The 26,292-nt window shown below is 67.6% G+C and carries 25 protein-coding genes; 14 read left to right on the top strand and 11 right to left on the bottom strand.

Annotated elements, in window-relative coordinates; genetic code table 11:
* Nucleotides 1-83: 83 nt before the first annotated feature.
* Both AVE30378_RS21305 and AVE30378_RS21300 read left to right on the top strand, forming a co-directional pair.
* Nucleotides 84-668: a YdcF family protein gene (locus tag AVE30378_RS21305; protein WP_129243064.1), complete on the top strand. Its 585-nt coding sequence runs from the start codon at nucleotides 84-86 to the stop codon at nucleotides 666-668.
* A 43-nt stretch (nucleotides 669-711) separates the two neighbouring features.
* Nucleotides 712-1,755, top strand: a complete 1,044-nt coding sequence (locus AVE30378_RS21300; protein WP_129243062.1) for a histone deacetylase family protein — start codon at nucleotides 712-714, stop codon at nucleotides 1,753-1,755.
* Here AVE30378_RS21300 and AVE30378_RS21295 read toward each other — a convergent pair.
* Nucleotides 1,743-2,642: a LysR family transcriptional regulator gene (locus AVE30378_RS21295; RefSeq protein WP_129243060.1), complete on the bottom strand. Its 900-nt coding sequence runs from the start codon at nucleotides 2,640-2,642 to the stop codon at nucleotides 1,743-1,745. The genes AVE30378_RS21300 and AVE30378_RS21295 overlap by 13 nt on opposite strands.
* A gap of 142 nt (nucleotides 2,643-2,784) precedes the next feature.
* Here AVE30378_RS21295 and AVE30378_RS21290 point away from each other — a divergent pair, with 142 nt between their 5' ends.
* Nucleotides 2,785-4,113, top strand: a complete 1,329-nt coding sequence (locus AVE30378_RS21290; protein WP_129243058.1) for an aspartate aminotransferase family protein — start codon at nucleotides 2,785-2,787, stop codon at nucleotides 4,111-4,113.
* A gap of 53 nt (nucleotides 4,114-4,166) precedes the next feature.
* A complete protein-coding gene (locus AVE30378_RS21285) occupies nucleotides 4,167-5,183 on the top strand; it encodes an amino acid ABC transporter substrate-binding protein (RefSeq protein ID WP_129243056.1) in 1,017 nt (338 codons plus the stop codon).
* 69 nt (nucleotides 5,184-5,252) lie between these two features.
* On the opposite strand, the gene AVE30378_RS21280 is transcribed toward AVE30378_RS21285, so the two are convergent.
* Nucleotides 5,253-6,587 (bottom strand): MFS transporter, encoded by a 1,335-nt coding sequence (locus AVE30378_RS21280; protein WP_129243054.1) that lies wholly within the window; start codon nucleotides 6,585-6,587, stop codon nucleotides 5,253-5,255.
* Between the two features lie 223 nt (nucleotides 6,588-6,810).
* On the opposite strand from AVE30378_RS21280, the gene cyoA reads away from it, so the two are divergent.
* The 6 genes from cyoA (at nucleotide 6,811) to AVE30378_RS21250 (ending at nucleotide 12,963) form a co-directional block, all read left to right on the top strand.
* Nucleotides 6,811-7,854, top strand: a complete 1,044-nt coding sequence (cyoA, locus tag AVE30378_RS21275; RefSeq protein WP_129243052.1) for a ubiquinol oxidase subunit II — start codon at nucleotides 6,811-6,813, stop codon at nucleotides 7,852-7,854.
* Nucleotides 7,855-7,925: 71 nt separating this feature from the next.
* Complete coding sequence (gene cyoB / locus AVE30378_RS21270; protein WP_129243049.1) at nucleotides 7,926-9,932, top strand: cytochrome o ubiquinol oxidase subunit I; 2,007 nt, start codon at nucleotides 7,926-7,928, stop codon at nucleotides 9,930-9,932.
* Nucleotides 9,925-10,566, top strand: a complete 642-nt coding sequence (gene cyoC / locus AVE30378_RS21265; protein WP_129243047.1) for a cytochrome o ubiquinol oxidase subunit III — start codon at nucleotides 9,925-9,927, stop codon at nucleotides 10,564-10,566. The genes cyoB and cyoC overlap by 8 nt, the downstream gene beginning before the upstream one ends.
* On the top strand, nucleotides 10,563-10,964 hold the full coding sequence (gene cyoD / locus AVE30378_RS21260; protein ID WP_129243045.1) for a cytochrome o ubiquinol oxidase subunit IV: 402 nt from the start codon (nucleotides 10,563-10,565) through the stop codon (nucleotides 10,962-10,964). Before cyoC ends, cyoD begins: the two co-directional genes overlap by 4 nt.
* Entirely contained in the window at nucleotides 10,964-11,743 is a 780-nt protein-coding gene (locus AVE30378_RS21255) for an SURF1 family protein (protein WP_129243043.1), read from the top strand. Before cyoD ends, AVE30378_RS21255 begins: the two co-directional genes overlap by 1 nt.
* 113 nt (nucleotides 11,744-11,856) lie before the next feature.
* Nucleotides 11,857-12,963 (top strand): porin, encoded by a 1,107-nt coding sequence (locus AVE30378_RS21250; protein ID WP_129243041.1) that lies wholly within the window; start codon nucleotides 11,857-11,859, stop codon nucleotides 12,961-12,963.
* Here the strand turns inward: AVE30378_RS21250 and AVE30378_RS21245 are convergent.
* Complete coding sequence (locus tag AVE30378_RS21245; RefSeq protein WP_129243039.1) at nucleotides 12,960-13,775, bottom strand: AraC family transcriptional regulator; 816 nt, start codon at nucleotides 13,773-13,775, stop codon at nucleotides 12,960-12,962. The genes AVE30378_RS21250 and AVE30378_RS21245 overlap by 4 nt on opposite strands.
* Before the next feature lie 83 nt (nucleotides 13,776-13,858).
* On the opposite strand from AVE30378_RS21245, the gene AVE30378_RS21240 reads away from it, so the two are divergent.
* The 3 genes from AVE30378_RS21240 (at nucleotide 13,859) to gvpU (ending at nucleotide 17,000) form a co-directional block, all read left to right on the top strand.
* Complete coding sequence (locus tag AVE30378_RS21240) at nucleotides 13,859-15,037, top strand: multidrug effflux MFS transporter (protein ID WP_129243037.1); 1,179 nt, start codon at nucleotides 13,859-13,861, stop codon at nucleotides 15,035-15,037.
* Nucleotides 15,038-15,120: 83 nt separating this feature from the next.
* Nucleotides 15,121-16,416, top strand: a complete 1,296-nt coding sequence (locus tag AVE30378_RS21235) for a ParB/Srx family N-terminal domain-containing protein (RefSeq protein WP_129243035.1) — start codon at nucleotides 15,121-15,123, stop codon at nucleotides 16,414-16,416.
* Nucleotides 16,417-16,553: 137 nt separating this feature from the next.
* Nucleotides 16,554-17,000, top strand: coding sequence for a gas vesicle accessory protein GvpU (gvpU, locus tag AVE30378_RS32770; RefSeq protein WP_208742418.1), 447 nt, complete (start codon nucleotides 16,554-16,556; stop codon nucleotides 16,998-17,000).
* Between the two features lie 19 nt (nucleotides 17,001-17,019).
* Here the strand turns inward: gvpU and AVE30378_RS21225 are convergent, their stop codons facing one another.
* The 3 genes from AVE30378_RS21225 to AVE30378_RS21215 form a co-directional block, all read right to left on the bottom strand.
* A complete protein-coding gene (locus AVE30378_RS21225; protein ID WP_129243033.1) occupies nucleotides 17,020-18,009 on the bottom strand; it encodes a bifunctional helix-turn-helix transcriptional regulator/GNAT family N-acetyltransferase in 990 nt (329 codons plus the stop codon).
* Nucleotides 18,010-18,093: 84 nt separating this feature from the next.
* On the bottom strand, nucleotides 18,094-18,723 hold the full coding sequence (locus tag AVE30378_RS21220) for a DNA-3-methyladenine glycosylase I (protein ID WP_129243031.1): 630 nt from the start codon (nucleotides 18,721-18,723) through the stop codon (nucleotides 18,094-18,096).
* Between the two features lie 23 nt (nucleotides 18,724-18,746).
* Nucleotides 18,747-19,160, bottom strand: a complete 414-nt coding sequence (locus AVE30378_RS21215; protein ID WP_129243029.1) for a lysozyme inhibitor LprI family protein — start codon at nucleotides 19,158-19,160, stop codon at nucleotides 18,747-18,749.
* A 134-nt stretch (nucleotides 19,161-19,294) separates the two neighbouring features.
* On the opposite strand from AVE30378_RS21215, the gene AVE30378_RS21210 reads away from it, so the two are divergent.
* Nucleotides 19,295-20,113, top strand: coding sequence for a metallophosphoesterase (locus AVE30378_RS21210; RefSeq protein ID WP_129243027.1), 819 nt, complete (start codon nucleotides 19,295-19,297; stop codon nucleotides 20,111-20,113).
* Between the two features lie 49 nt (nucleotides 20,114-20,162).
* Here AVE30378_RS21210 and AVE30378_RS21205 read toward each other — a convergent pair whose 3' ends face one another.
* The 5 genes from AVE30378_RS21205 to AVE30378_RS21185 form a co-directional block, all read right to left on the bottom strand.
* A complete protein-coding gene (locus tag AVE30378_RS21205; RefSeq protein ID WP_129243025.1) occupies nucleotides 20,163-20,594 on the bottom strand; it encodes a YciI family protein in 432 nt (143 codons plus the stop codon).
* A 275-nt stretch (nucleotides 20,595-20,869) separates the two neighbouring features.
* Complete coding sequence (locus AVE30378_RS21200) at nucleotides 20,870-21,919, bottom strand: NADP(H)-dependent aldo-keto reductase (RefSeq protein ID WP_129243023.1); 1,050 nt, start codon at nucleotides 21,917-21,919, stop codon at nucleotides 20,870-20,872.
* Between the two features lie 122 nt (nucleotides 21,920-22,041).
* Nucleotides 22,042-24,534: a TonB-dependent siderophore receptor gene (locus AVE30378_RS21195; protein ID WP_244235113.1), complete on the bottom strand. Its 2,493-nt coding sequence runs from the start codon at nucleotides 24,532-24,534 to the stop codon at nucleotides 22,042-22,044.
* Nucleotides 24,535-24,711: 177 nt separating this feature from the next.
* On the bottom strand, nucleotides 24,712-25,698 hold the full coding sequence (locus AVE30378_RS21190; RefSeq protein WP_129243021.1) for a FecR family protein: 987 nt from the start codon (nucleotides 25,696-25,698) through the stop codon (nucleotides 24,712-24,714).
* Nucleotides 25,685-26,194, bottom strand: a complete 510-nt coding sequence (locus AVE30378_RS21185; protein WP_129243019.1) for an RNA polymerase sigma factor — start codon at nucleotides 26,192-26,194, stop codon at nucleotides 25,685-25,687. Before AVE30378_RS21185 ends, AVE30378_RS21190 begins: the two co-directional genes overlap by 14 nt.
* Nucleotides 26,195-26,292: the final 98 nt, after the last annotated feature.

Raw genomic sequence — 26,292 nt, 5'->3', positions numbered from 1 at the left:
ATCGCGGCCCGCTGCGCTCCACGCCAGCAGGCGTCTTCCTTCTGCTGCACAATGCCGGTCCAGACCCATCTTCCCGCGCCCCCATGCCCCGCCCACGACGAATCCGACACCGCCTGGCGCGATGCGCCGCCGTCCTGGCCGCGGCGGTACTATTGGCGGCCGCCGCGCTGGCCACCGCCGGCCTGCTTGCCGGCGCGCGCAGCGCCGACGTGGCCGTCGTGCTGGGCAATACCGTGCAAGCCGACGGACGGCCCTCGCCCCGGCTCGCGGCCCGGCTGGACCGCGCCCATGCCTGCTATGCGGCCGGGCAATGCCGCGTCGTGTTCGTCAGCGGCGGCGTGGACCCGCAAGGCGCCGACGAAGCGGCCGCGATGCGCGACTATCTGCTGGCGCGCGGCGTGCCCGCCGAACGCATCGCGACCGACAGCGCGGGCGTGGACACCTGGGCCACTGCGCGGCACGCGGCCGCCTACATGCGGGCGCACGGCTACACCAGCGCCATGGCCGTCACGCAGTACTTCCACGTTCCGCGCACCGTGCTGGCGCTGAGGCGCCACGGCATCGTGGACGTCAGCGGGGGCTACCCGTCCTTTTTCGAAGGGCGCGACCTCTATTCGATCTTCCGCGAACTGCCCGCCATGGCCTGGTACGCATTCCGGCCGCTATAGTTGCGCTCTCGCCCCCAACCGCCATCCCCAAGGACCGTCCGCCGTGCTGATTTTCCACAACCCCGTCCACGAGAAACATGCCGGCCGGCAGGAAATGTTCCGCGGCAAGCTGGTGCCCTGCCACGAAACGCCGGCGCGCCTGGAATACGTGCTGGAGGCGCTGCGCCAGCGCGGCATCGGGGAACTCCGCGCCCCGGCCGCGGCCGACATGGCCTTGCTCAAGCGCGTGCACACACCGCGCTACGTCGACTTCCTCGCCGGCGCCTGGCAGGAATGGATCGCGCTGGATCCGGCCAACGCCGAGCTGGACGTGCTGCCTTCGATCTGGCCGGTGCGCGGCTTTCGCCACGACATCGAACCCACCAATTTCGCGGCGCGCGTCGGGCTGTTCTCGTTCGATAGCGGCTGCCCGCTGACCGCCGGCACCTGGGAAGCCGCGCTCGCCGGCGCCGCCTGCGCCATCGACGCCGCGCTTGCGGTCTCCGCCCCGGGCGGCCCACGAGCCGCCATGGCGCTGACGCGTCCGCCCGGCCACCACGCCGGCCCCGACTTTTTCGGCGGCTACTGTTTCCTGAACAATGCCGCGCTGGCCGCCCAGGCCCTGCGCGAGGCCGGCGCCGCCCGCGTCGCCGTGGTGGACGTCGACTATCACCACGGCAACGGCACGCAGAGCATCTTCTACGAACGCGGCGACGTGCTGACCGTATCGGTGCATGGCGATCCCACCACCGAGTATCCGTTCTACCTGGGCTACGCCGACGAGCGCGGCCAGGGCGCGGGGGAGGACCGCAACCTGAACCTGCCGCTGCCAGCAGGCACCGGCTTCGAGGACTGGACGCGGGCGCTGGAACAGGGCCTGGCCGCCGTCCGCGCCTTCAAGGCCGACGCGGTCGTGATCGCATTGGGCGTGGACACCTACGAAGGCGACCCCATCTCCCGGTTCAAGCTCAAGAGCGCCGATTACCTGCGCGTCGGCCGCCTGCTGGCCGGCCTGGGCCTGCCGGCCGTGTTCACCATGGAAGGCGGCTACGCCGTGGCCGACGTGGGCATCAACGTGGCGAACGTGCTGGAAGGCTACGCCGGCTGAGCGGCCGCCTTCATCCGCTCCCACAGCGCCTCCACCGAGGCGCGCGGGTCGGCCCGGTCCTTGAAGGCCAGGATCGACACCTCGATGTCCCAGCCGCGGTTGGGCAGGGGCGCCAGGTCCACCGCCGCCAGGCGCTGCAGCGCGCTGTCCGCCAGCCAGGCGACGCCCAGTTCCTGCGCGGCCATGTCGCCCAGCACGTCCGACATCTCGGCTTCGAACACCCGCACGCCGTGCAGCGGCTCCGCCGCCGCTTCTATCGCGGCCTCGATCAGGCGGGCGAAATACACATTGGCCGAATACATCAGCAGCGGCACGGGCCTGGCCGCCGTGCCGGGCAGGTCCAGCCCCGTCCGCTCGATCAGGGCGCGCGCCGCGTACGGCCGTATCAGCTCCGTCCCCAGCGTCAGGCAGTCGTAGCGGGCGAGGTCCAGCGGCAGGGGCTGGGCGACCTGGTGGAAGCAGATCAAGAAATCCGCCGCGCCCGAGGTGAAGGCCGATACGGTGTCGTGCACATTGCCCGTCTGCAGGCTGCAACTGAGCAGCTTGCCCTCGGTCCATGCGCGCCACCACTTCGGCAGGTGCGTGGTCGCCAGCGCATAGGAAGTCGCCAGCCGCAACTGGTTCTGGGCCGGCACGCCCGCGATGCCGGCGCGCGCCTCGGCAAGCTGGTTGACCAGCTCTATCGCCGCATCGCGGAAACGCTCGCCCGCCTCCGTGAGCTGGGTGGGGAACGCCGAGCGGTCGATCAGGCGCGCGCCCACCCAGTTCTCCAGGCTCTGGATGCGGCGGCTGAACGCAGCCTGCGACAAGTTGCGCGCCTCCGCGGCGCGCGTGAAATTGCGTACTTCCGAAAGCGTGATGAAGTCCTGCAGCCATCGGGTATCCATGAAGCTCCTTGCGTATTGCGCATCGGCCATGCGCGCGGCGCATCGCCGCGCATGCTTACTTCGCATTGGACGGCGCCGGCGCCCTGCCGGACACTGCCTGCGTCGGTTCCGCATTGGAGCCCACCTGCCACGGAGTGTAAACATGGAAAAAACCCTGCGCGACGCCGCCCGCGAATACCTGGTCCGTTACGGCGGCGACACTTTCCCCAACCTGTTCACGTCCGCCAAGGGCGCGATCGTGCGCGACGACACGGGGCGCGAGATCCTGGACTTCACCTCGGGGCAGATGTGCGCCACCATCGGCCACAACCACCCCGCCATCGTCGCGGCCGTGCACCGCGCGGGCGAAACCGCCTTCCACTTTTTCAGCGGCATGATCCCGGAAACGGTGGCCCAGTTGGCGGCCACGGTGGCGCGCGACTGGATGCCCGCCGGCCTCACCAAATCGATCTTCGTCAACACCGGGTCGGAGAGCAACGAGATCGCCCTGCGCATGGCCAAGATGCACAAGAGCGGATTCGAGATCCTGGCCATCGGCGGGTCCTGGCACGGCGTGACCAGCGGCGCCGGCTCGGTTTCCTACGCCAGCGACCGCAAGGGCTATGGCGTCCCGCCAGCCGGCGTGTTCGTGATGCCGGAGCCCAACGCCTACCGCCCCTACATCGCGGGCATGGACGCGGAGCAATCGGCGCTGGCCTGCCTGGACATCGGCCTGAAGATGTTCGACATGGCCTCGGCCGGCAGGCCGGCCGCCATCATCGTCGAGCCCGTCATCAGCGCGGGCGGCGTGCTGGTTCCGCCCAAGTCCTATATGCAGGCGCTGCGGCGGGCGGCGGACGCGCGCGGCATGCTGTTGATCTTCGACGAAGCGCAGACCGCGTTCGGCCGCATCGGCTACCGCAGCGGGTCGGAGTACTTTGGCGTCACGCCCGACATCATGAGCGTGTCCAAGACGCTGGGCGGCGGCCTGCCGCTGGCCGCCGCCATCACCACGCCCGCCATCGAACAGGACGTGCACGAAAAGGGCTTCACCTTCTACACCAGCCACGTGTCGGATCCGCTGCCGGCCACGGTGGGCCTGGCCGTGCTCGAAACCATCGAACGCGAACAACTGATCGAACGGGCCCGCACGCAGGGCGACTATCTGCGCCGCGGCCTGCTCGAATTGCAGCAGCGCCACGAAGCCATCGGCGACGTGCGCGGCCTGGGCCTCTTGCTGGGCGTGGAACTGGTGCAGGACCGCGAAACGCGCCAGCCCTTCCATGAGCTTGGCGCCCTCACCACCCAGCGCTGCTTCGAACTGGGCCTGTCGATGAACATCCGGCGCCGTCCGGAACGCGGCTCGGTCTGGCGGATCGCGCCCCCGCTGACGGTGAGCAACGCGGAAATCGACCGAGCCATCGCGATCCTGGACCAGGCCCTGACCGAGAGCCTGGAAAAAGTGGCGAAACCGGCGGCGCGCGCCGCCTGAAACCTTCCCTTCCGATCCATCCGGCGCCGGGCCCGCCCCGGCAGGAGAACGACATGCCGCAATACAAACTGGCCGCCTGCGCCCTGGCGCTGGCCGCCGTGTCCAGCCATGCCATCGCCGGCCCCACGCTCGACGCGGTCAAGAAACGGGGATACGTGCGATGCGGCGTATCGACCGGCATCCAGGGGTTTTCCGCGCCGGACGGCAAGGGCGCCTGGCACGGGCTGGACGTGGACATGTGCCGCGCGATCGCGGCCGCGGTGTTCAACGATGCGGCGAAGTACCGGCTGACGCCGCTGACGACGCAGGCGCGCTTCACCGCGCTGCAATCCGGCGAAGTCGACGTGCTGACGCGCAACGTCACGCCCACGATGGCCCGCGACACCACGCTGGGCCTGCTGAGCGTGGCGGTCAACTATTACGACAGCCAAGGGGTGATGGTGTCGCGCAAGCTGGGGATCAAGGCGCTGAAGGAACTGGACGGCGCCACGATCTGCGTGCAGCCGGGCACGGTGACCGAGCTCGACCTGGCCGACTGGTTCCGCTCCCGCTCGCTGCGCTTCAAGCCCGTCGTCATCGAAAAGTACGATGAAATCGTGCGGGCGTTCGCGGCCGGGCGCTGCGACGCCTTCACCTCCGACAAGTCGCAACTGGCCGCCACGCGCATGACGCTGGAAGACCCCGACAGCTACGAGATCCTTCAGGAGAACATTTCCAAAAGCCCGCTCGGCCCCATGGTGCGCCAGGGCGACGACAACTGGATCAACGTCGTGCGGTGGTCGTTCTACGCCATGCTGGAGGCCGAAGAATTCGGCATCTCTTCCTCGAACGTCGACGCGCAGTTGAAGACCAACAATCCGAACGTGCAGCGCATCCTGGGCGTCACGCCCGGCATGGGCCGCAACATGGGCGTGGACGATCGGTGGGCCTACAACATCGTCAAGCAGGTGGGCAACTACGGCGAAAGCTATGAGCGCAATCTGGGCATGGACAGCCCGATGAAACTGCCGCGCGCGTTGAACGCGCAATGGCGCGACGGCGGCCTGATGTACGGCTGGCCCGTGCGTTAGCCGCGCCTTGCCCGAAAAGGTCCGCGGAACGGGCCGCGCAGCCGCAAGGCCGCGCGGCCCGTCTTTTTTTCAGTCCCGCGTTTCCAGGGCCTTGTTGATCCGCAGCGCGATCAGCGTGCAGGCCGCGCCGGACAACAGGTAGACGCTGACCGCGACCAGCCCGAAACGGGCGGACAGGCCAAGGGCCACCAGCGGCGCGAACGCCGCGCCGATCAGCCATGCCATGTCGGAGGTCAGCGCCGCGCCGGTGTAGCGGAAGCGGCGGGTGAAATTGGCGGTGACGGTGCCCGAGGCCTGGCCGTAGGACAGCCCCAGCAGCACGAACCCCACCAGGATGAACGCGTCCTGCGCCTTCGGCCCGCCGCCCAGCAGCCAGGGCGCGAACAGCGCGAATATCGCGATCAGCGCCGCCAGCAGTCCCAGCGTGGTGCGCCGGCCGATGCGGTCGGCCAGCCATCCCGAAGCGATGGTGCCCAGGATGCCCAGCCCCGCGCCGATGATCTGCACCACCAGCACGTCGGGAATCTGCTGCGTGGCGCTGACGGCGATCCATGACAGCGGGAACACGGTGACCAGGTGGAACAAGGCATAGCTGGCCAGCGCCGCGAACGCGCCGATGAACAGGTTGTAGCCCTGCTCGCGCACCATCTGCGCGATGCCGATGGGTTCGAGTTCGCCTTCTTCAAGCAGTTGCGTGTATTCCTCGGTGACGACCAGGCGCAGCCGCGCGAACAGCGCCACCACGTTGATGGCGAACGCCACGAAGAACGGATAGCGCCAGCCCCATTCCAGGAAGTCGGCCTGGGTCAGCGTCACGTGCAGGAACAGGAACAGCGCGCTGGCCACCATGAAGCCCACGGGCGCGCCCAACTGGCCCAGCATGGAGTACCAGCCGCGGCGGTTGGGCGGCGCGTTCAGCGCCAGCAGCGACGGCAGGCCGTCCCAGGATCCGCCCAGCGCCAGCCCCTGCAGGCAGCGGAACGCCGCCAGCAGGACGATGGCGTGCGCGCCGATGGCGTTGTAGCTGGGCAGGAACGCCATGCCCACCGTGGCCGTGCCCAGCAGGAACAAGGCGATGGTCAGCTTGGTCGCGCGCCCCCAGCGCCGTTGCGCGGCCATCGACAGCGCGGTGCCGATGGGCCGCATGATGAAGGCGAAAGAGAAGATGACGAAGGACCAGAGCGTGCCTTCGAGCGGCGCTTCGAAAGGGAAGAAGACTTGCGGGAAAACCAGCACGCAGGCGATGCCGAAGACGAAGAAATCGAAGTATTCGGAGGCCCGTCCCACCACCACGCCCACCGCGATTTCGCCCGGCGCCACCTTGGCGTGGCTGCCTCCGCCGCCCGTCGGGAGCGGCTGCGGAATCGAAGGAGCGTGGCCCGGGTATTGCGTGGTGGTCGCCATGTGATTGCTCGCTGAAAGGAGGTTCGAAATACGCCTTGTCTACGATCCTGCAACGCACCTGCATGCGGGAAGCGCGTCTTGCGCAAAGCCGCCCCATTCCTGGGATGCAGCCCCGGCCCGCATGCCTTGCCCCGCACACTTTTGTTCTTTTTACCCTAGATTTTTCGCGGCTTCCAGCGTAGTGTTGCGTTTACTTCCCACGGTTACGTTTCGGGGTATGGTCATGCCGTCCTTCCCAAGGCTCCGCGGATTGGTCCTGGTTACCGCTCTGCCATTGCTCGCCGGATGCAATGCGGTCCTGCTCTCGCCCTCGGGCGACGTGGCCGTGCAGCAGCGAAACCTGATCCTCATCTCTACCGGCTTGATGCTGCTCATCATCGTCCCGGTCATCATCCTCACCCTGCTGTTCGCGTGGCGCTACCGCGCCAGCAACAAGGCCGCCCGCTACGACCCGGAATGGAACCACTCCACCGTGCTGGAGCTTCTGATCTGGGCCGCGCCGCTCCTGATCATCATCGCGCTCGGCGCCCTGACCTGGGTGAGCACGCACCAGCTCGATCCCTACCGCCCGCTGGCGCGCCTGTCCGAGGGCCGCGAAGTGCCGCCCGACGCCAAGCCGCTGGTGGTGGAGGTCGTGGCGCTGGACTGGAAATGGCTGTTCGTCTATCCCGAGCAGGGCATCGCGACCGTGAACGAAATGGCGGCCCCCGTCGACCGTCCGATCCAGTTCAAGATCACCTCGTCGACGGTGATGAATTCCTTCTTCATCCCCGCGCTGGCCGGGCAGATCTACGCCATGCCCGGCATGCAGACCACGCTGCACGCCGTCATCAACCATCCCGGCGAATACGAAGGCCTGTCCGCCAACTACAGCGGTTCGGGCTTCTCCGGCATGCGCTTCAAGTTCCATGGCGTCGACCAGCAGGGCTTCGACAAATGGGTGGCCGATGCGCGCGCGTCCGGCGCCGCGCTCAGCCGCGACACCTATCTGAAGCTGGAGCAGCCCAGCGAACGCAATCCCGTCCAGCGCTACGCCTCCGTCGCGCCAGGCCTGTTCGAGGCGATCGTGAACCGCTGCGTGGAGCCCAACCGGATGTGCATGCGCGATGCGATGGCCATCGACGCGCAAGGCGGCATGGGCATTCCCGGCGCGCTCAACGTCACGACCCTGGACCCGGAGACGCGGCAGCGCCTGGGGCTGACCGGCACGCCGCCGCGCAAGTACGTGGGCGCGATGTGCACGGCCACGCAGGGGCTGGTGCTGTAGCGGGCCGCGCGGGCGGCGCTCCGGATGCGGCGCGGACTTCATGAAATCCTGGTCTTTATGGTGGAACCGAGATGCCTGATCAACCAGACCTCACCAAGCTGATCTTCGGTCGACTGACGTGGGACGCCATCCCGTTCCACGAACCGATCCTTCTCATCACCTTCATCATGGTGGCGGTCGGCGGCATCGCGGTGCTGGGCGCGATCACGTACTACCGCAAGTGGGGCTACTTGTGGCACGAATGGTTCACCAGCATCGACCACAAGAAGATCGGCATCATGTACGTCGTCCTGGGCATCGTGATGCTGCTGCGCGGCTTCGCCGACGCCATCATGATGCGCCTGCAGCAGGCCGTGGCGTTCGGCGATTCGGCGGGCTACCTGCCGCCGCACCACTATGACCAGATCTTCACCGCGCACGGCGTGATCATGATCTTCTTCGTGGCCATGCCGCTGGTCACGGGCCTGATGAACTACATCGTGCCCTTGCAGATCGGCGCGCGCGACGTGGCCTTCCCGTTCCTGAACAACTTCAGCTTCTGGATGACCACCGGCGGCGTGATACTGGTCATGATGTCGCTCTTCGTGGGCGAATTCGCGCGCACCGGCTGGCTGGCGTATCCGCCTTTATCGGGGATCATGCAGAGCCCTGACGTGGGCGTCGATTACTACATATGGGCCTTGCAGATAGCGGGGGTGGGCACACTGCTGTCCGGCGTCAACCTGCTGGTCACCATCGTCAAGATGCGCGCGCCCGGCATGACCATGATGCGCATGCCCATCTTCACCTGGACCGCGCTGTGCACCAACGTGCTGATCGTGGCGGCCTTCCCCGTGCTGACCGCGGTGCTGGCCCTGCTGTCGATGGACCGCTACGTGGGCACCAACTTCTTCACCGCGGACTTCGGCGGCAACGCCATGATGTACGTGAACCTGATCTGGATCTGGGGCCACCCCGAGGTCTACATCCTGATCCTGCCGGCGTTCGGCATTTTCTCCGAGGTGGTATCCACTTTCTGCCGCAAGCGCCTGTTCGGCTACGCCTCCATGGTGTACGCCACCGTCGTGATCACGGTGCTGTCCTACCTGGTCTGGCTGCACCACTTCTTCACCATGGGGTCCGGGGCCAGCGTGAACTCGTTCTTCGGGATCACCACCATGATCATCTCGATCCCGACGGGCGCCAAGATCTTCAACTGGCTGTTCACCATGTACCGCGGCCGCATCCGCTTCGAAGTCCCCATGCTGTGGACGGTGGGCTTCATGGTGACTTTCGTGATCGGCGGCATGACGGGCGTGCTGCTAGCCGTGCCGCCCGCCGACTTCGCCCTGCACAACAGCCTGTTCCTGATCGCGCACTTCCACAACGTGATCATCGGCGGCGTGCTGTTCGGCCTGATGGCCGGCATAACGTACTGGTTCCCCAAGGCCTTCGGCTACAAGCTCGATCCGTTCTGGGGCAAGTGCTCGTTCTGGTTCTGGCTGGTGGGCTTCTACGTCGCCTTCATGCCGCTGTACGTGCTGGGGCTGATGGGCGTGACCCGCCGCGTCAATCACTTCGAGGACATGTCCTTGCAGATCTGGTTCCAGGTGGCGGCCTTCGGCGCGCTGCTGATCGCCTGCGGCATCGCCTGCTTCCTCATCCAGCTCGTGGTGAGCTACCGCCGCCGCGAATCGTTGCGCGACGAAACCGGCGACCCCTGGGACGGCCGCACGCTGGAGTGGTCCACGTCGTCGCCGCCGCCCAACTACAACTTCGCCTTCACGCCGCGCGTGCACGACCTGGACGCCTGGTGGCAGATGAAACAGCATGGCTACGACCGGCCGCGGCAGGGCTTCATCCCCATCCACATGCCCAGGAACACGTGGGCCGGCATCGTGCTGGCGGGCATCAGCGTGGTGATGGGCTTTGCGCTGATCTGGCATATGTGGCCGCTGACCGTGCTGTCGTTCGCGGCGCTGATCCTGGTATCCATCGTTCATACCTTCAACTACAAGCGCGACTACTACGTGCCGGCCGACGAGGTCGTGCGCACCGAGGATGCGCGCACTCAATTGTTGGCGAAAAGCAATGTCTGATACCCTCGCCCCCACCCTGCCCGGCGGCGCCACGCCGCCCCCGGAGCCCGTGTTCTACGTCCCGGGCGAACACCACCCCAAGAACGGCACGCTGCTGGGCTTCTGGGTCTACCTGATGAGCGACTGCCTCATCTTCGCCTGCCTGTTCGCCACCTACGGCGTGCTGGGCCGCAACTATGCGGCGGGCCCCTCGGGCGCCGACCTGTTCGACCTGCCGCTGGTGGCGGTGAACACCGCGCTGCTGCTGCTGTCGTCCATCACCTACGGCTTCGCCATGCTGGAGATGCGGCGCAACCGCATCGGCGCCACGCAGCTCTGGCTGGCCGTGACCGGCATCCTCGGCCTGGGCTTCCTGTCGCTGGAACTCTACGAATTCGCGCACCTGATCCACCAGGGCGCGGGCCCGCAGCGCAGCGCCTTCCTGTCGTCCTTCTTCACGCTGGTGGGCACGCACGGGCTGCACGTCACCTTCGGCATCGTCTGGCTGGTGACGATGATGATCCAGGTGCAGATGCATGGCCTGATCCCGGAAAACCGCCGCCGCCTGATGTGCCTGTCGATGTTCTGGCACTTCCTGGACCTGATCTGGGTGGGCGTGTTCACTTTTGTCTATCTCATGGGAGTCCTGCCATGACCGCGCATACGGATCACCTGGCCCATCCGGGCGGACACGACGGGCACCATGACGACGACGACGGCGCCGCCCACGGCACCTTCAAGAGCTACATGACCGGCTTCGTGCTGGCGGCCGTTCTCACCGCCATCCCGTTCTGGCTGGTCATGGACCGGGTCTTCGCGGATTCGCGCACCACGGCGCTGGTGATCCTGGCTTTCGCCGTGGTGCAGATCGTGGTCCACATCGTCTACTTCCTGCACATGGACACCAAGTCGGAAAGCGGCTGGAACATGTTGGCGTTAATATTCACGCTGGTGCTGGTCGTCATCACGCTCAGCGGATCCATCTGGATCATGTATCACTTGAACTCCAATATGATGCCCATGTCCACCCACGACATGCGCAAAATGCCCTGATGCCCGCAGTAAAAGAATCTTCTTCCGGCGACACCCCCCGTAAACCGCGCAGCGCAGCCACCCTGGTCATCCTGGGGGTGGTTGCCGCCGCCATTTTCGCGGGCCTGTGCGCCCTGGGCACCTGGCAGGTGCACCGCCTGGCCTGGAAGCGCGCCCTGATCGCGCAAGTCGACGCGCGCGCCCATGCGCCCGCCGCGCCGGCCCCGGGCCGCGGGGAATGGCCCGCGCTGACGTCCGGCAACGCCGAGTACCGCCGCGTCTCCGCCGCCGGGGTCTACCAGTACGACCGCCAGACGCTGGTGCAGGCGGCGACCGAACTGGGCAGCGGCTACTGGGTCATGACGCCCTTGCAGCTTGCCGACGGCGGCACGGTGCTGGTCAACCGCGGCTTCGTGCTGCCGGAATGGCGCAAGGGCCAGGCGGGGTCGGCGCAGCCGCCCGCGCCGGCCAGCGTCACCGGCCTGCTGCGCATGGGCGAACCGGGCAGCGGATTCCTGCGCAACAACGACCCCGCGGCCAACCTCTGGTATTCGCGCGACCTGCCCGCGATCGCCGCCGCGCGCGGCCTGACGGACGTGGCCCCGTACTTCATCGATGCCGATGCCGACCCCGGCGGCGAACGCGATGCCCGCAAGGCTCCCATCGGCGGCCTGACGGTGCTGGCCTTCCCCAACAACCACCTGGTGTACGCCATCACCTGGTATGCGCTGGCGGCCATGGTGCTGGTCGGCGCGTTCATCTTCGTGCGCGAGGAAAAGCGCGCGCGCCGCAAGGGCTGAGCCGGCCGGCCGCGGCCGGTATCCTACAATGAGGGCCGGGAACACCGTCGGGCGCTATGCGCTGCGTGGTGTTCCCTTTGTTTTTTCAAATCCTCAGACAGGAGTCCCTCCGGATGAAAAAGACGCTGCTCGCAGCCGCAATGTTCACTACTTTTGCAGGCGTCGCTCAGGCAGAATCGTCGGTAACTCTCTATGGTGTCATCGACACCGGCATCGGCTACAACAAGATCGAAGGCGATGGATACGACGGTAGCAAGCTCGGCATGATCAACGGCATCCAGGCCGGTTCGCGTTGGGGCGTGCGCGGCTCCGAAGACCTGGGCGACGGCCTGCGCGCCGTATTCAAGCTGGAAAGCGGCTTCGATTCCGCCAACGGGCAGCGCGGACAATCCGGCCGCCTGTTCGGACGCCAGGCCACCATCGGCCTGGCCAACGACGCCTGGGGCACGCTGGAATTCGGGCGCCAGGCCACCATCGGCTCGAACTACCTCGCCGACATCGACCCCTTCTACACCAGCTACACGCAGTCCAACCTGGGCCTGGGCTTCAGCGCGGCCAACACCATGCGCTGGGACAACATGGTCATGTACCGCACGCCCTCGGTGAACGGCTTCGAATTGGGCGTCGGCTACGCTTTCAACGCGGACGACACGACCGAGGACCAGACCGGCTTCCCCACCGCCGACAACACCCGCGGCATCACCGCCGGCCTGCGCTACGTGCAGGGCCCGCTGAACGTCGCGCTGACGTACGACCAGCTCAACGGCTCGAACAGCGCCGCCATCGACCACAACGCCACGCCGCGCCAGTACGCGCTGGGCGTGTCGTACGACCTGCAGGTCGTCAAGCTGGCGGCCGCCTACGGCCGCACGACCGACGGCTGGTTCGTCGGCCAGGACCTGCCCGCCGGCACGCCGTTCAGCGACGAGTTCGGCACCAATCGTTTCGTGGACGGCTTCAAGGCCAACGCCTACATGCTGGGCGCCACCCTGCCCGTCGGCGGCGCCGGCAGCCTGTTCACGTCGTGGCAGCATGTGTCGCCGAACAGCGACAAGCTCACCGGCGGCGACGCCAACATGAACGTCTGGAGCGTGGGCTACACCTACGACATCTCCAAGCGCACCAACCTGTACGCCTATGGTTCCTACGGCAAGGACTACGCCTTCATCGACGGCCTGAAGAGCACGGCCGCGGGCGTGGGCGTGCGCCACACGTTCTAAGCGTCCTCTTCGCGGCAGCAGGCGCCGGCATCAGGATCGTGCCGGCGCTTTTTTCGTCCCGGCGGTTCGCCATAGGCGCGCCGGTACATGGCGATGAACGCGCTGTCGCTGGCGTAGCCCACCGCATGCGCCACCGCCGTGACGGAGGCGCCTTCGGCGAGCCGGGCGCGCGCGGCCAGCAGCCGGCATTGTGTTCGCCAGCGGCTGAACGGCAGGCCGGTTTCGGCCAGGAACAGGCGCGCCAGCGTGCGGCCGCTGGCGCCCACCCGGCCGGCCCAGTCGTCGAGGGACAGCGGGCAGGCCGGATTGGCCAGCAGCTCCCGCGCAATCGGCGCCAGCCGGCGGTCGCGCGGCATGGGCAGGGGCAAGGGCGCCGCCGGCGCCGCGGCCAGCTCGTCCAGCAATGTGGCCACGATGCGCGCCTGGCCGGCGTCCAGCGCCGCATCCGCGGACCATTCCGTCACGCGCAGCACCAGCTCGCGCAGCAAGGGATTCACGTCCAGGATCATCGGTTCGGAGGGCAATTCCGGATAGGCGGCCACGTCGAAATACAGGCTGCGGTAGGCGAAGCGGCCGTGCATGGCGGTACGGTGCGGACAACCGGCGGGCAGCCATGCGGCCTGCAGCGGCGCCAACTGGCCGACGAGGTCGGGCAGGTACAGGGTAACGCCGCCTTCGGCCTGATAGAGCAACTGCGCGCGCCGGTGCGCATGCCAATCGGAGGCGTGCGCCCGGGTGTCGATGGCCAGGCCCACCACCGGGCAGGCGGCGGTGTCCGGATCGGCCACGGCGTCGGGTGAATAGTGCGGCATGTCTGATACGCGATGTTTTATGGCTCGATATCGCAATTCTGCTTTATGCCGGCTGGATACGCTAGGGCCCTTTGCTCCGAGCCATGACGTTCTCTTCCCTTTCCCCCCGCGGCGGCCTGCCGCCGCGCGGCTTGGTCATCGCGCTGCTGGCGCTGCCGCAGATCGCCGAAACCATCCTCGCGCCGGCCCTGCCGGACCTCGCCCGCCACTGGCGGCTGGACGCGGCCGCCGCCCAGCCGGTGATGGGGGTTTTCTTCCTGGGCTTCGCCGTGGGCGTGCTGCTGTGGGGCCACCTGGCGGATGCCTGGGGCAGGCGGCCCGCCCTGCTGAGCGGACTGGCGGTCGGCCTGGCGGGAACGGTGGGCGCCCTGCTCGCGCCCGATTTCGGACTGCTGCTGCTTGGACGGTTCGTCCAGGCGCTGGGGCTGGCCACCTGCTCCGTCACGACCCAGACGCTGCTGCGCGACAAGCTCGGCGGCGAATCGCTGACCCGCTATTTCGTGACGCTGGGCGCCGTGCTGGCGTGGTCGCCCGCGGCCGGGCCGCTGGCCGGACAGTTGGTCTCGGACTGGAAAGGCTATCGGGGCGTGATGGCGGCGATCGCGCTTGCCGTATCGCTGGCGCTGCTGGCCGGCATCGCGCTGCTGCGGGAAACCCGGGGCGAAGCCGCCAGGACCGTCGCGCTACCCGCGCTGGCCCGGCAGATGCTGGGCGACGCCAGGCTGCGCCGCGCGGCCGTGCTGGTCGCCGGCCTGAACCTGCTGGCGTTCTCGTTCTATTCGGCCGGCCCTTTCATGACGGGCCCGCTGCCCGGCCTGGGCTTCGGCTGGATCGGGCTGGCGGTCGCCGTGGCCGGGACCCTGGGCGCGCTGTTCAACCGCCGCCTGCCAGGCAGCGCCGGGCCGGCGCAGCGCGTGGCTTACGGGCTGGGCTGCGTCCTGGCCGGCGTGGCCGCCCAGGCGATCGCCATCATGGTCCACCCCGAACCCGGTCCGCTATGGGCCCTGGCCGCGCTGCCGCTGTTCGCGGGCTACGGGCTGGCCATCCCGAACCTGCTCGGTCCGGCGCTGAAGCACTACGGCCACTGCCTGGGCCGCGCCGGCGCCCTGTTCGGGGTGGCCTACTACAGCCTGCTGGGACTGGGGCTCGCGGCCACGTCGTGGCTGCCCTTCGATGCGCCCCAGCCCCTGTCGCTCGCGTGGCTGGCTGTCGTCGCCGTGCTGCTGGCGGCGCACCGCCGGCAGCGCGACGAGCAAGGCTGATGGAATCCGCCGCGCTGCAATCCGCGGGAAACACAGGTCGGTCATGATCGGCTACTTTTCGACCGGTAGACCAGAAACGGCCCATGACTCCCACCCTCCTGCCTTCTCGCTCCCCCCTCCCCGGCGCCCGTCCGCAAACCCTGCTGCGCCTGCTGGCCGCCGCCCTCCTGCCCCTGGCCCTGGCGGCCTGCAACGGCGGCGCAGACGACGACGAGCGCGACGACCCGCCCGCGGCCGTGGCGCCGCCACGCAACACCGCCTATCTGGAAACCAGGCCGGGCGACGTCATCCGGGTCCGCATCGAAGAACTGCGGCCCACCCAGGCTGCCATCGGCTACGACCAGATCTACTACAAACTGGGCCGCTGGCAAGGCGATTTCGACCGTCCCACCTGGGCGGCCGACCCGGCGCTGCAACTGGACTACCTGAACCGCACCGTCGGCAAGAAGTTCGACGACTACTGCGAAGACATGGGCGGGACCGAACGCGCCCAGCCGTTCCAGACCATCGCCGAAGCGCGCGCCGCGCGTCTGGACCAGCCCGGCACCTTCACGTGCAAGGACGCGCCCGGCACGCATGCCGCCAATCTCAAGACCGTGGCGGTGGGCTGGGACGGCAATCTCTACCTGACCGACGGGCACCACACCTTCTCGTCCTTGCGCGAAATATTCGATGGCGGCCCCACGCTGCCGGTCTGGGTCAAGGTGGACGCCAACTACAGCGATCTGCCCAGCGCGGCCGCGTTCTGGCAGCGCATGGTCGACGAACGGCGCACCTGGCTGCGAGACGGCCAGAACCAGCCCATCACCGTAGACCAGTTGCCCGCCCGGCTGGGCCGGGCCGACGGCCAGGAAGCGGGCGGCATGCAGGAAGACCGCTACCGCTCGCTGGTGTACTTCACCCGGGACATCGCCTACAACAACGGCAACCTGCCGGAGTTCGCGGAATTCCTGTGGGGCGACTGGCTGCGCCGCCAGGCCGCCGGCGGCCAACTGCCCAGCCTGGACCTGTACCTGACCGCGGCGCCCGCCAGCACGGCGCAGATCCTCGCCCCCGCCACGCTGGACAAGGACCTGCTCCCCCAGGGCGCGAACGACAGCTACGCGGCCGCCGTGCGCGACGCTTCGTTGAAAATGGCCGCGTTGGCCGACGCCGACATCGTGTACGGCGACCGCGACGCCGCCGGCCTGGGCCGGATTGCGCTCGAGCCCAACGCGGCCGGAGGCTCCCCCACCAAGAAGGCGCGCGACACGCTCGAGGAACTGCCGCGCCACGACGTCAAAGCCGACGACACGCCGCGCGGCGCCGGCAAGCTGTGGTTCGCGGTCAACTACCGCAACTGCGGCAAGCCCGCGGCGGGCACCTGCTGGGGCTGGTAGGCGCCCCGGACCCGCGCGCGGCCCCGGCGGCAGGATAAGGGTCCGATTCGGCTGTTTTTCGCCGGATCGGACCCTGGGTATTTCCACGCGATTCGAGTATCTTGATGCTCTTTTCCGACAACTTCCTGGACTCTTCCATGAGCATCGCCCTTACCCCCGGCCAGAACGCCGGCGCCGCGCCCGACGCCGACGCCTTCCTGCAATTCCTGGTCAACCTGGTCAACAACGGCAGCCAGATCGAAAGCATCGGCGTCACGCTGCAAATGGGCGGCATGCTCGTGTCGGGCTCGATCGTGTCCGGCGCCGAATACTTCGACAGCTTCGCCGCCAGTTTCACGGATTCGCTGAACGCGCTGGACGACTCCACCCGCTCGGCGGTGCACGCGTCCCTGGCCGAACTGGGCGACGTCTTCCGCGTGCCGCAACCGGCCGATCCGCTGCCGAACTACATCCATCTCGCCGACGCCTTGTTCTTCACGGCGGACGGCACGCCCATCGCCGGACAGCCCACGCTCTGGCGCGGCCGCACCAGCGCGGTCGACGGCTTCATCCTGGGCCGGCTGCAGGCCGAAGCGGAAGACTGAGGCCGCCGCCCTCCCGGCGTCAGCGCGGCCCGGCGCCCGGGTTGCGCCGGGCAAAGCGCTGCTCGGTCACCTTGCTGCCCCACTGCCTGCCTTCCGACTCGTCGGTCAGGACGAAGCCGGCGGATTCGTAAAGGTGCCTGGCCGCGTCCAGCCCCTTGAACGTCCAGAGATAGGTTTCGTCATAGTGCGCATCGGCGAACGCCAGCGCCCGTTCCAGCAAAGCGCGGCCCACGCCCATTCCGCGCAGCGACTCATCGACGATGAACCAGCGCAGGTGCGCCTGGCGGGCGGCGGGATCGCCGTCGATGACGATGGAGGCCAAGGCCCTGCCGCCGTCCAGGTACAGCCACACGTTCTTCCCGGCCTCGGGCAGGCTTTCGGCGAATTCGGACAGCTCGGTCGCCACCTTGCGTTCGAAGTACACACCGAAGCCCGAGGCCTGCGCGTAGTAGCGCGCATGCAGGCTCGCCACGTCGCCGATGCAGCCCGGCGCATAGCCTTCCTGGATCTGGCGTTCGATTCCGCCCGATCCTCCCGCCTGGACCGTGTTGGGATTTTCCTTCGACAAGGCATCCGCGTAGAGCGAAAGGAAGCGGATCAGCGATTCCTGGTCGGCCGGAGCCAGTTGCCGTAGCGCGCGCGACACCTGGTCGGTGGCGAACCGGTCGATGCGCGCGCGCAGTTCGCGCCCCGCGTCGCTCAGGTAGAGGCGCGACGAGCGCGCGTCGGCGCTGTCCGTTTCGCGGGCCAGCAGCCCGGCCGACTCCAGCCTGGCCACCTGCCGGCTGGTATTGGATTTGTCCAGCCGCAGGATCGCCGCCAGGTCGCGCGCCTGGATGCCCGGTTGCAGGCCGATCTCGATAATGGCGTGGACCGCGGACGGCGCCAGGTCGCTGCCGGCCAGCGACGTGCGCATGAAGCCCAGTTCGCGCACCAGCTTGCGGGAGAACTCCCGCAGGTCCTGGATGGTCTTGTCCCGGGACTGGGAAGGAATGTCGATGAGATCCATGGCGCGCCTCAAAAGTTGCGACTCGCAACCAATATACTTGCGAGACGCAACCAATTCAAGCCCCCGGGATTCCCCGGGGCTGCGCTAGGCTGGCCGCCTGAAACCGGTCCGGGCCCGCTCGACTTCCTCGCGGCAGGCGCAACCGCACAGATGGTCGTTGACCATGCCAACCGCCTGCATGAAGGCATACATCGTCGTCGGCCCCACGAAGGTCCAGCCGCGCTTCTTCAGGGCGCGGGACAAGGCCGCCGACGCGGCCGAGGTCGGGTTGTTGTTCCAGTAATCCAGGTCCACCTCCCGCGGGCGCTCCTGCGGCGTCGGTTCGTGCTTCCACAGCCAGCCCGCCAGGGAACCCGTTTCCTCCGCCAGGGCCAGCGCGCACTTCGCGTTATTGATGGCGGACAGGATCTTGCCGCGGTTGCGCACGATGCCCGCGTCGCCCATCAGGCGTTCCACGTCGCGGTCCGTATAGCGCGCCACCCGCTCGAAATCGAAATCGTCGAACGCCGCGCGGAACGCTTCCCGCTTGCGCAGGATGGTGATCCAGGCCATCCCGGCCTGGAAGCCTTCGAGACAGATCTTCTCGTACAGCCGGCGGTCGTCCGCCACCGGACGCCCCCATTCGTTGTCGTGATAGTCGGGCATGGACGGCTGCCAGAAGCAGCGCGCCACGCCTTCTCCATCCGTAACCAACCCGGAATTGTCGTCGCCCATGCCTTTGCCTTCCCGGATCGCCGCTACGGTTTGCCGGGCACCGGGCAGGTCAGGTCGCCCTCCCCGCACTTCAGGTAGGCGCGCAACTCCCGGGTGCGAGCCTGCGTCAGCTTATCCAGGCACGTGCTCAACGCCATCGGATAGGCGCTGCCGCCCGACGTGCCGCCCGCCGCGAAGGCGCATTCCGCGTCGCGGAAGAACAGCCAGGCCCGCTGCGCGGCGTGGAACTGGGTCGTGGCGGTCTTGTCGTCCTTCAGGCGGGCGTTCACTTCCTGGTAGGCGGCGTTCAGGCCGGCGTCGGACTTGCGGTACGCCTGGTCGGCGCACAGGCTCATGTCCGTCTGCGTGGCCGCCTTGCCGCAGTCCAGCGGCTGCGGTTGCGCCTGCGCGCCGGCCGCCAGCGCAAGAACGGCTGCCGCCGCGATCGCGATACGCATGGAATTTCCTCCTGTCTGTCTTCGCGGTCCGGGGGCCCGCGCCTGCCGTGTCCCGGTCGATCCGGGAAAGTGTCTCATGGAAAGGCCGGGCTCCGCTTCCGCGGCCCTGGCCGCGGTCGCCTAAGATTGAGGGTATGAAGATCCAACTGCTCTCCGACCTGCACCTCGAAACCGATCCCACCTTCCTGGCCCGGCCCGCGCCCGGCGCGGACCTGCTGGTGCTGGCCGGGGACATCGGCTCGTACCGCAGGGGGTCCCGGCTGAATGGAACGGACTTCGGGCTGGGCAGCTACGCGCCGCGCAACGGCTGGCCCACGCCGGTGGTCTACGTTCCGGGCAACCACGAATACGACAACCTGGACTTCGACGAAACGCACGAACGCCTGCGCGAACTGTGCCGCGCGCTGGACATCCACTGGCTGGAACGCGAAACGCTCGTCATCGGCGGCATGCGCCTGGTCGGCACCACGCTCTGGACCGATTTCGACGCGCTGGCCGCCGACGGCGACACGGTGGGCGACGCGCTGAACAAACGCGCCAAGGCGTTCCGGGCGGCGGACTTCTATCTGGAAAAGGCCGAGATGCGCCGCCATGGCGCCCCCTTCATGGCCGAGCAGATGCGCGAACAGGGGCTGGCCTGCCAGCAATGGCTGGAGGCCGCCCTGCGCGAGCCGTTCGACGGCCCCACGGTGGCGGTCACCCACTTCGCCCCCACGCTGGCCAGCGCCGACCCGCGCTATGGCGTGACGCCCGGCACCGCGGGATTCTGCAATGCCCTCGACCACCTGCTGCCCCTGGCCGACTACTGGCTGCACGGCCACCTGCATTGCCCGCAAGACTACGTAAAGGACGGCTGCCGGGTGCTGGCCAACCCGCTGGGCTACGCCAAGAAAGGCGAGCAACAGGACTTCACACCCGGCCGCGTATGGGACCTGGCCGCGCCTAGAACTTGAGGCTGGCGCTCAGGCTGTAGGTGCGCGGGTCGCCATTAACCCTTGCACCTCAATGCGCCGGCTTGTTCTCCAACTGCTCGCGCAGCCGTTCTTCCTGTTCGCGCAGCTCCGGCGTGAAGGCGTCGCCGAAGTCCTCGGCCTCGAAGATCCGGCGGATCTCGATATCGGATTCCCCGGGCATCGGGTTGGGGCAGCGCTTGACCCAGGAGATCGCCTCCTCCATGGACGCGCACTGCCAGATCCAGAAGCCGGCGACCAATTCTTTGGTCTCGGCGAAGGGGCCGTCGATCACCTGTCTTGCGCTGCCCGAAAAGCGCACCCGGGCGCCCTTCGAACTGGGATGCAGGCCCTCGCCCGCCAGCATCACGCCCGCTTTCGCCAGTTCCTCGTTGAACCGGCCCATGTCGGCCAGCAACTGTTCCGTGGGCATGACGCCCGCTTCGCTGTCCGCCGTCGCCTTGACTAGTACCATGAATCGCATGTCGGTCTCCTTGGGGGGTGTCGGAACATTCTCGCTCCAGGAAGACGACGAACGCCGCGGCGCCAGATCGACAGCGGCGATGAAAAAAAGTGTGACGGCGTCAGTGTCTGACACCCGTACGAGACGGTCCGCCCGGCTGAAGCAGGCCTTCCCGGGTGTCAGACACCAACGAAAGAGCACAGCGCTTCGGTGTCAGACACCCGGGCAGCACCGGCACAAACCCGGGACTGTCTCGTACGGGTGTCAGACACTGGCACTTGGTTTCTCGCCGCCCCTCAAGGCGCCGGATTGGGCTGCCGGGCGTGGATCCGGTCGACCGCCTCCATCACCTCGGCCGGCAGCGTCACGTCCACGCTGTCGATGTTCTCTTTCAGTTGTTCCAGCGTGGTGGCGCCGATCAGGTTGCTGGTCACGAAGGGACGCTGGTTCACCCAGGCCAGGGCCAGGTGGGTCGGCGAGATGCCGTGCGCGCGCGCCAGCTCGACGTATTCGCGCGTGGCGGCCTCGGCCTGCGCGTTGCTGTAGCGGGTAAAGCGCGTGTACAGCGTCAGGCGGGCGCCCGCGGGACGCGCGCCGTCCAGGTACTTGCCGCAAAGCATGCCCATCGCCAGCGGGGAATAGGCCAGCAGGCCCACGTCTTCATGATGGGTGAATTCCGACAGGCCGCTCTCGAAGACGCGGTTCAGCAGGCTGTACGCGTTCTGGATCGACGCGATGCGCGGCAGGCCCTTGTTCTCCGCATGCCGCAGGAACTGTCCGACGCCCCACGGGGTTTCGTTGGACACGCCGACGTGGCGCACCTTGCCGGCGCGCACGAAGTCCTGCAGCACTTCCAGCGTTTCCTCGATCGGCACGGTGTATTCGTCCTTCACCCAGGGGTAGGACAGCTTGCCGAAAGTGGCGGTGGTGCGATCGGGCCAGTGCAACTGGTACAGGTCCAGGTAGTCCGTCTGCAGGCGCTTCAGGCTGGCGTCCAGGGCGGCGGTCAGGTTCTTGCGGTCCAGGAAGGTCTTGCCGTCGCGGATGTGGCCGGGCCGCTTGGCGTCGCGCACCGGGCCGGCCACCTTGCTGGCCAGCACGATGTCGTGGCGGCGCTTGGTCCGAGCGAGCCAGGTGCCGATATAGGTTTCGGTCAGGCCCTGGGTTTCCGGCTTGGGAGGCACCGGGTACATCTCGGCGGCGTCGACCAGGTTGACGCCGCGCTCCAGCGCGTAATCGAGCTGCTGGTGGGCCTGCGCTTCGGTGTTCTGCTCGCCCCAGGTCATGGTGCCCAGGCCGATCAGGCTGACGTCCAGGTCGGTGCGGCCGAGTTTGCGGTATTTCAAGTTCTGCTCCGTGCGGGGTCTTAAAGGGGAATCGACACCTTACTCCAAGATGTTGGCGTTTCGCTGACAGGAGAAGAATGCGCGCGACTCTCGTCGCGCGCCGGTGCCGGTGTCCGGTATCCCTAGAAAGTGCCCCGCAGCGTCAGCATGGCATTGCGCGGCGTGCCATAGACGTTGTTGCCATTGAGCGTCCCGATCTGCTGGTAGTAGACGCGGTCGGTCAGGTTGTTGACGTTGAGCGTCATGTTCCAATGCGGCGTGATCTGATAGCGCACCATCGCGTTAAGGATGGCATAGCCGCCCTGGTTGAAATCGAACGGCACGAAATCGCCGCTGGCGTCCCTGGCCGTGCCGGACACATAGCTTGCGCTTTGCAGCAGCATGCTGCCGCCGACGGTCCATTTCGCCAGATCGCCGGGCAGCCGGTAGGCCGTGGCCAGCTTGAACAGATGCTTGGGCGTCACGCTGCTGTAGCGCGTGCCGGTGCTCTTGTCCTTCGTGGTGTTGAAGGTATAGCCGGCCGTGACTTGCCAGCCCGTGGCGATCTCGCCGCCCAGCTCCAGGTCGACGCCGCGGCTGACCACCTTGCCCTGCGCCAGGTAGCAGCAATTGCCGTCGTAGGCGCTGCTGCTGCTCTCGTAGGCGGGATCCAGCACCGCCGTGCCCGTGCGTTCCACATTGAACAGGCTGAACGTTGCATTGGCCGCGCCGTCGAACAGTTCGCCCTTGATGCCGGCCTCGAAGCTCTTGCCCTTGATGGGAGGCAGGGCGCTGCCCGGCTGCGGCCCCTGCATCACCAGCGGCTGCGGCTTGTAGATGGCCGAATAGCTGCCGTAGACGGACCACTGCTCGTTCAGGTCGTAGATCAGGCCGCCGTAAGGGGTGATCTCCGTGGCTTCGTTGAACTTGGCGTCCTGGAACACCTGCCAATCGGCCGCGCCGCGCTTGGTGTTGATGATTTGCGAGAATTCGTAGCGGCTGATGCGCGCGCCGGCCACCACGCTCAGGCTGTCCGTGGGATGCAGGCGCAGCAGGGCATAACCGCCCACTTGCTCCTGGCCCCAGGGGCCGTAATGCGCGCTGTAGTTGTAGTCCGCGTCCGTTCTGCCCGGATTCCACGCGCCGGGGTTGAAGGGGTCGACGGGGTCCCGATAGTTGACCGCGAGGTTGGAATTGACCCAGTCGCTGCGGACCCGCTGCCAGTCCGCCCCCACCACGAATTCGTGCGTGCGTCCCAGCACGGCGAAGGTTCCGCTGAGGTTGGCGTCCACCATGTCCTGCCGGTTCGAGCTTTTCGCGGTGCCCGCGCCCCAGGTCAGTCCGCCCAAGGTCACCGGATCCACCGAGCCCGACGTGTAGTTCCACATCCGGTCGGTCTTCTGGTCGGTATGGGTGGCGTTGAGCTTGGCGATCCAGCCGTTGCGGAAGCGATGCTCCAACTGGCCGAACACTTCCCAGCGGTCGGTATCGTCATAGGCCCACGGCTGCGACAGATTCGCGCTGCGCGACAGGCCCAGATCGGCGCCGTTGCTATAGCGCGGCAAGGTGGGCGGCGCGCCGTCATTGTTGATCTGGCTGTAGCTGCCGCCCACGGTCAGGAGCGTATCGGGGCCGAGGTCCGCCTCCAGCACGCCATACACGGCGGGGCGTTCGGTATGGCGATGGTCGATATACGAATCGCTGTTCTGGTAGCTGAACACCCCGCGGCCGCGCAGTTTGCCGTTGGCCGCCAGCTTGCCGCTGGCATCGATCTCGGTGCGCAGGTCATCCCAGCTTCCCGCGGCCAGCGACACCTTCAACTGGTCCTGCGCCAAAGGCTTCTTGCGCACCAGGTTGATGATGCCGCCGGGATCGCCGACCCCGCCCAGCAGGCCGGACGCGCCGCGCATGACCTCCACGCGGTCGTAGAACGCCATCTGCTGCTGCGGATCGTAGTTGTAGGAACCCAGCGCCAGCGGCGCGCCGCCGTCGATCTGCATGCTGGTGATGGCAAACCCGCGCGAATAGAAATCCACGCCGTTGTACGTGACGCCCGGCACGGCCAGCATGGCCTGGCGGATATCCGTAATGTTCTGGTCTTCCATCTGCTGGCGCGTGACGACCGACACCGACTGCGGAATCTCGCGGAAGCTCTGCTCGGTCTTGGACGCGATGCTGCTGATGCGCGTGGTGTAGGACCCGGTGCCTTCCGTCATGCTGTGCCGCTCGGCCATGCCGATGACGGTGACCGCGTTCAACATGTCCGGTTCGCCGGCCGTCAGCATGAAACGGTCGCCCTGGCGCTGGTACCGCAGGCCGGTGCCCTTGAGCAACGCGGCCAGCGCCTGGTCGGCGGTAAAGCTGCCGCGCAGGGCGGGCGCCGTCTTGCCGGCCACGATGTCCGGCGCGAACAGGATCTGGAGCCGGGTTTGCTCGGCCAGTTCAAGCAGGGCTTCCGACAAGGGCTGGCTGGCGATATCGACCTGTACGGCGCTGGCCTGCGCATGAACCGGCGCGGCGGCCAGGCCGCCCGTGAGCGCAAGCCCGACGGCGATGGCAAGACTGCCCAGGGTGGCGGCGGCGGGCCGGCGCCGCGCGCGCGGGGCGCGGGGCGTAATGCGGGAATGTGAATTCAAAGCTGGACTCGTTCGGTGATTGCTGCGGGCGCTTCGCGCCCTATCCCTTGGCCAAGGATCGTGACCGGCCGCCGGGTGCAAATCGGCGGCCTGTCATGCAATACGAATCACGGGGCAAAAGTCCTGAACGATTCCGGCAAATCAATTGTTTCAAATTGAAACTAAGCGCCCGGCCGTCTATGGCCGGTCGGTCCGGGCATCCAGCACTGCGCGGCCGTCCGGCAGGCGGCGGATGGTCACGGGCAGGACCGCCGGCAGGCCTTCGACAATGCCCGCCGGGTCATCGAGGCGGAACGAGGCGCTCAGCCGCAGGCTGCCCACCTGCTCGTTCGCCAGCGCCAGGGGCGCCGCCAGGTAGCGGTTCAACTCGCGTACCACGGCCGCCAGAGGCGCGTTCCGGAACACGACCCTGCCCTGCACCCAGGCCAGTTCCGCCGACAGGTTCACCGCGCGCGGCTCCGGCTGGCGGCCGTCGGCGTCCACCGAAGTCTCCAGGCCGGCAGTCAACACATTCAGGCGCCGAGACCACCATGGGCCGCTGCGGACCTCGACGGCCCCGGCCTGCACCGCCACGCTGACGTCGTCGTCGCCGCGCCGCACGTTGAACCGCGTGCCCGTCACCTGGACGCGGGCCAGGCCCGCCTCGACGATAAAGGGCCGCGCCGCATCGGCGCTCACGTCGAACAGCATTTCCCCCCGGTTCAGCGTGACCACGCGGCGATCCGGATACAGGGCCACGCTGGCCTGCGTGTCCGTGTTCAATTCAAGCACCGTCCCCTCGGGCAGGGACACGCTGCGCCGCTCGCCCTTGCGGGTCGACCACTGCGCCGCGTAGTCGGCCGGCTTCTCGCGGCGGGTGGCCGCCACGGCCGCGGCGCCCGAGGCGCCGATGGCGAACAGCCAGACGCCCGCGCGCAGCGCCCGGCGGCGCCCAAGCCGGGGCCGCTCGGGCAGATCGCCGCCGTACAGCCGCCGCACCAGCGCGTCCGGCATTGACGCGGCGGCCCGGTTCAGCGCCTCCTGCGCCAGGAACTCCTTTTCGTGATCGGGATGCGCGCGCCGCCAGGCCAGGAGCTCGGCCTGCTCGGCCGCGCTCATCGTGCCGGAGTGGACTCGCGTGGACCAGCGGGACGCCGCGTCGGCGACGGTTTCAGCGCCACTCATGGGGGTTCAACGCGGCCCGTACGTGCCGGCACGCCTGCATCACATAGCGCTCGATGCTGTTGACCGACACCGACAGCGTCACCGCGATCTCGCGATGCGTCCAGCCTTCGATGCGATTCAGCACGTAGGCGCGCCGGCAGTTCAAGGGCAGGGCTTCCAGCGCCGCGACCAGGGCATTCATCAACTGATGCGCGCGCACGGCCGCTTCGGGACTGGGGACGCACGGGTGGTCCTGTTCAGGCAGGTCCTGCAGCGCGATATGCGGATTGCGCGCATCCCGCCGCCAGGTGTCGATGCGGCGATGCGCCGCGGCCCGGAAAAGAAAACGGCGGGCATGCTCGATGGTGGTCACGTCGCTGCGCGTCAGCAGTTGTTCGATCGCGTCGTGCGCCGCATCCTCCGCATCGCTGCGGTTGCCGAAGCGGTGCGCGAATGCCTGCATGAACTCGCGGTAAAGCGCGAGCCAGCCTGCAAGCGGAGAATGGGTCGGAGACATATCGTGCACGGGCCGGATGGCAAAAAGCAATTATTGCAAATAGTTATCATTTCTTCAAATAATCGGGAGTCCGGCCGCCCGCTTGCGCCAGATCCAGG

This window comes from Achromobacter veterisilvae, assembly GCF_900496975.1.
Classification (GTDB): Bacteria; Pseudomonadota; Gammaproteobacteria; order Burkholderiales; family Burkholderiaceae_B; genus Achromobacter; species Achromobacter veterisilvae.
This window is presented reverse-complemented; position numbering and strand designations above follow the sequence as displayed.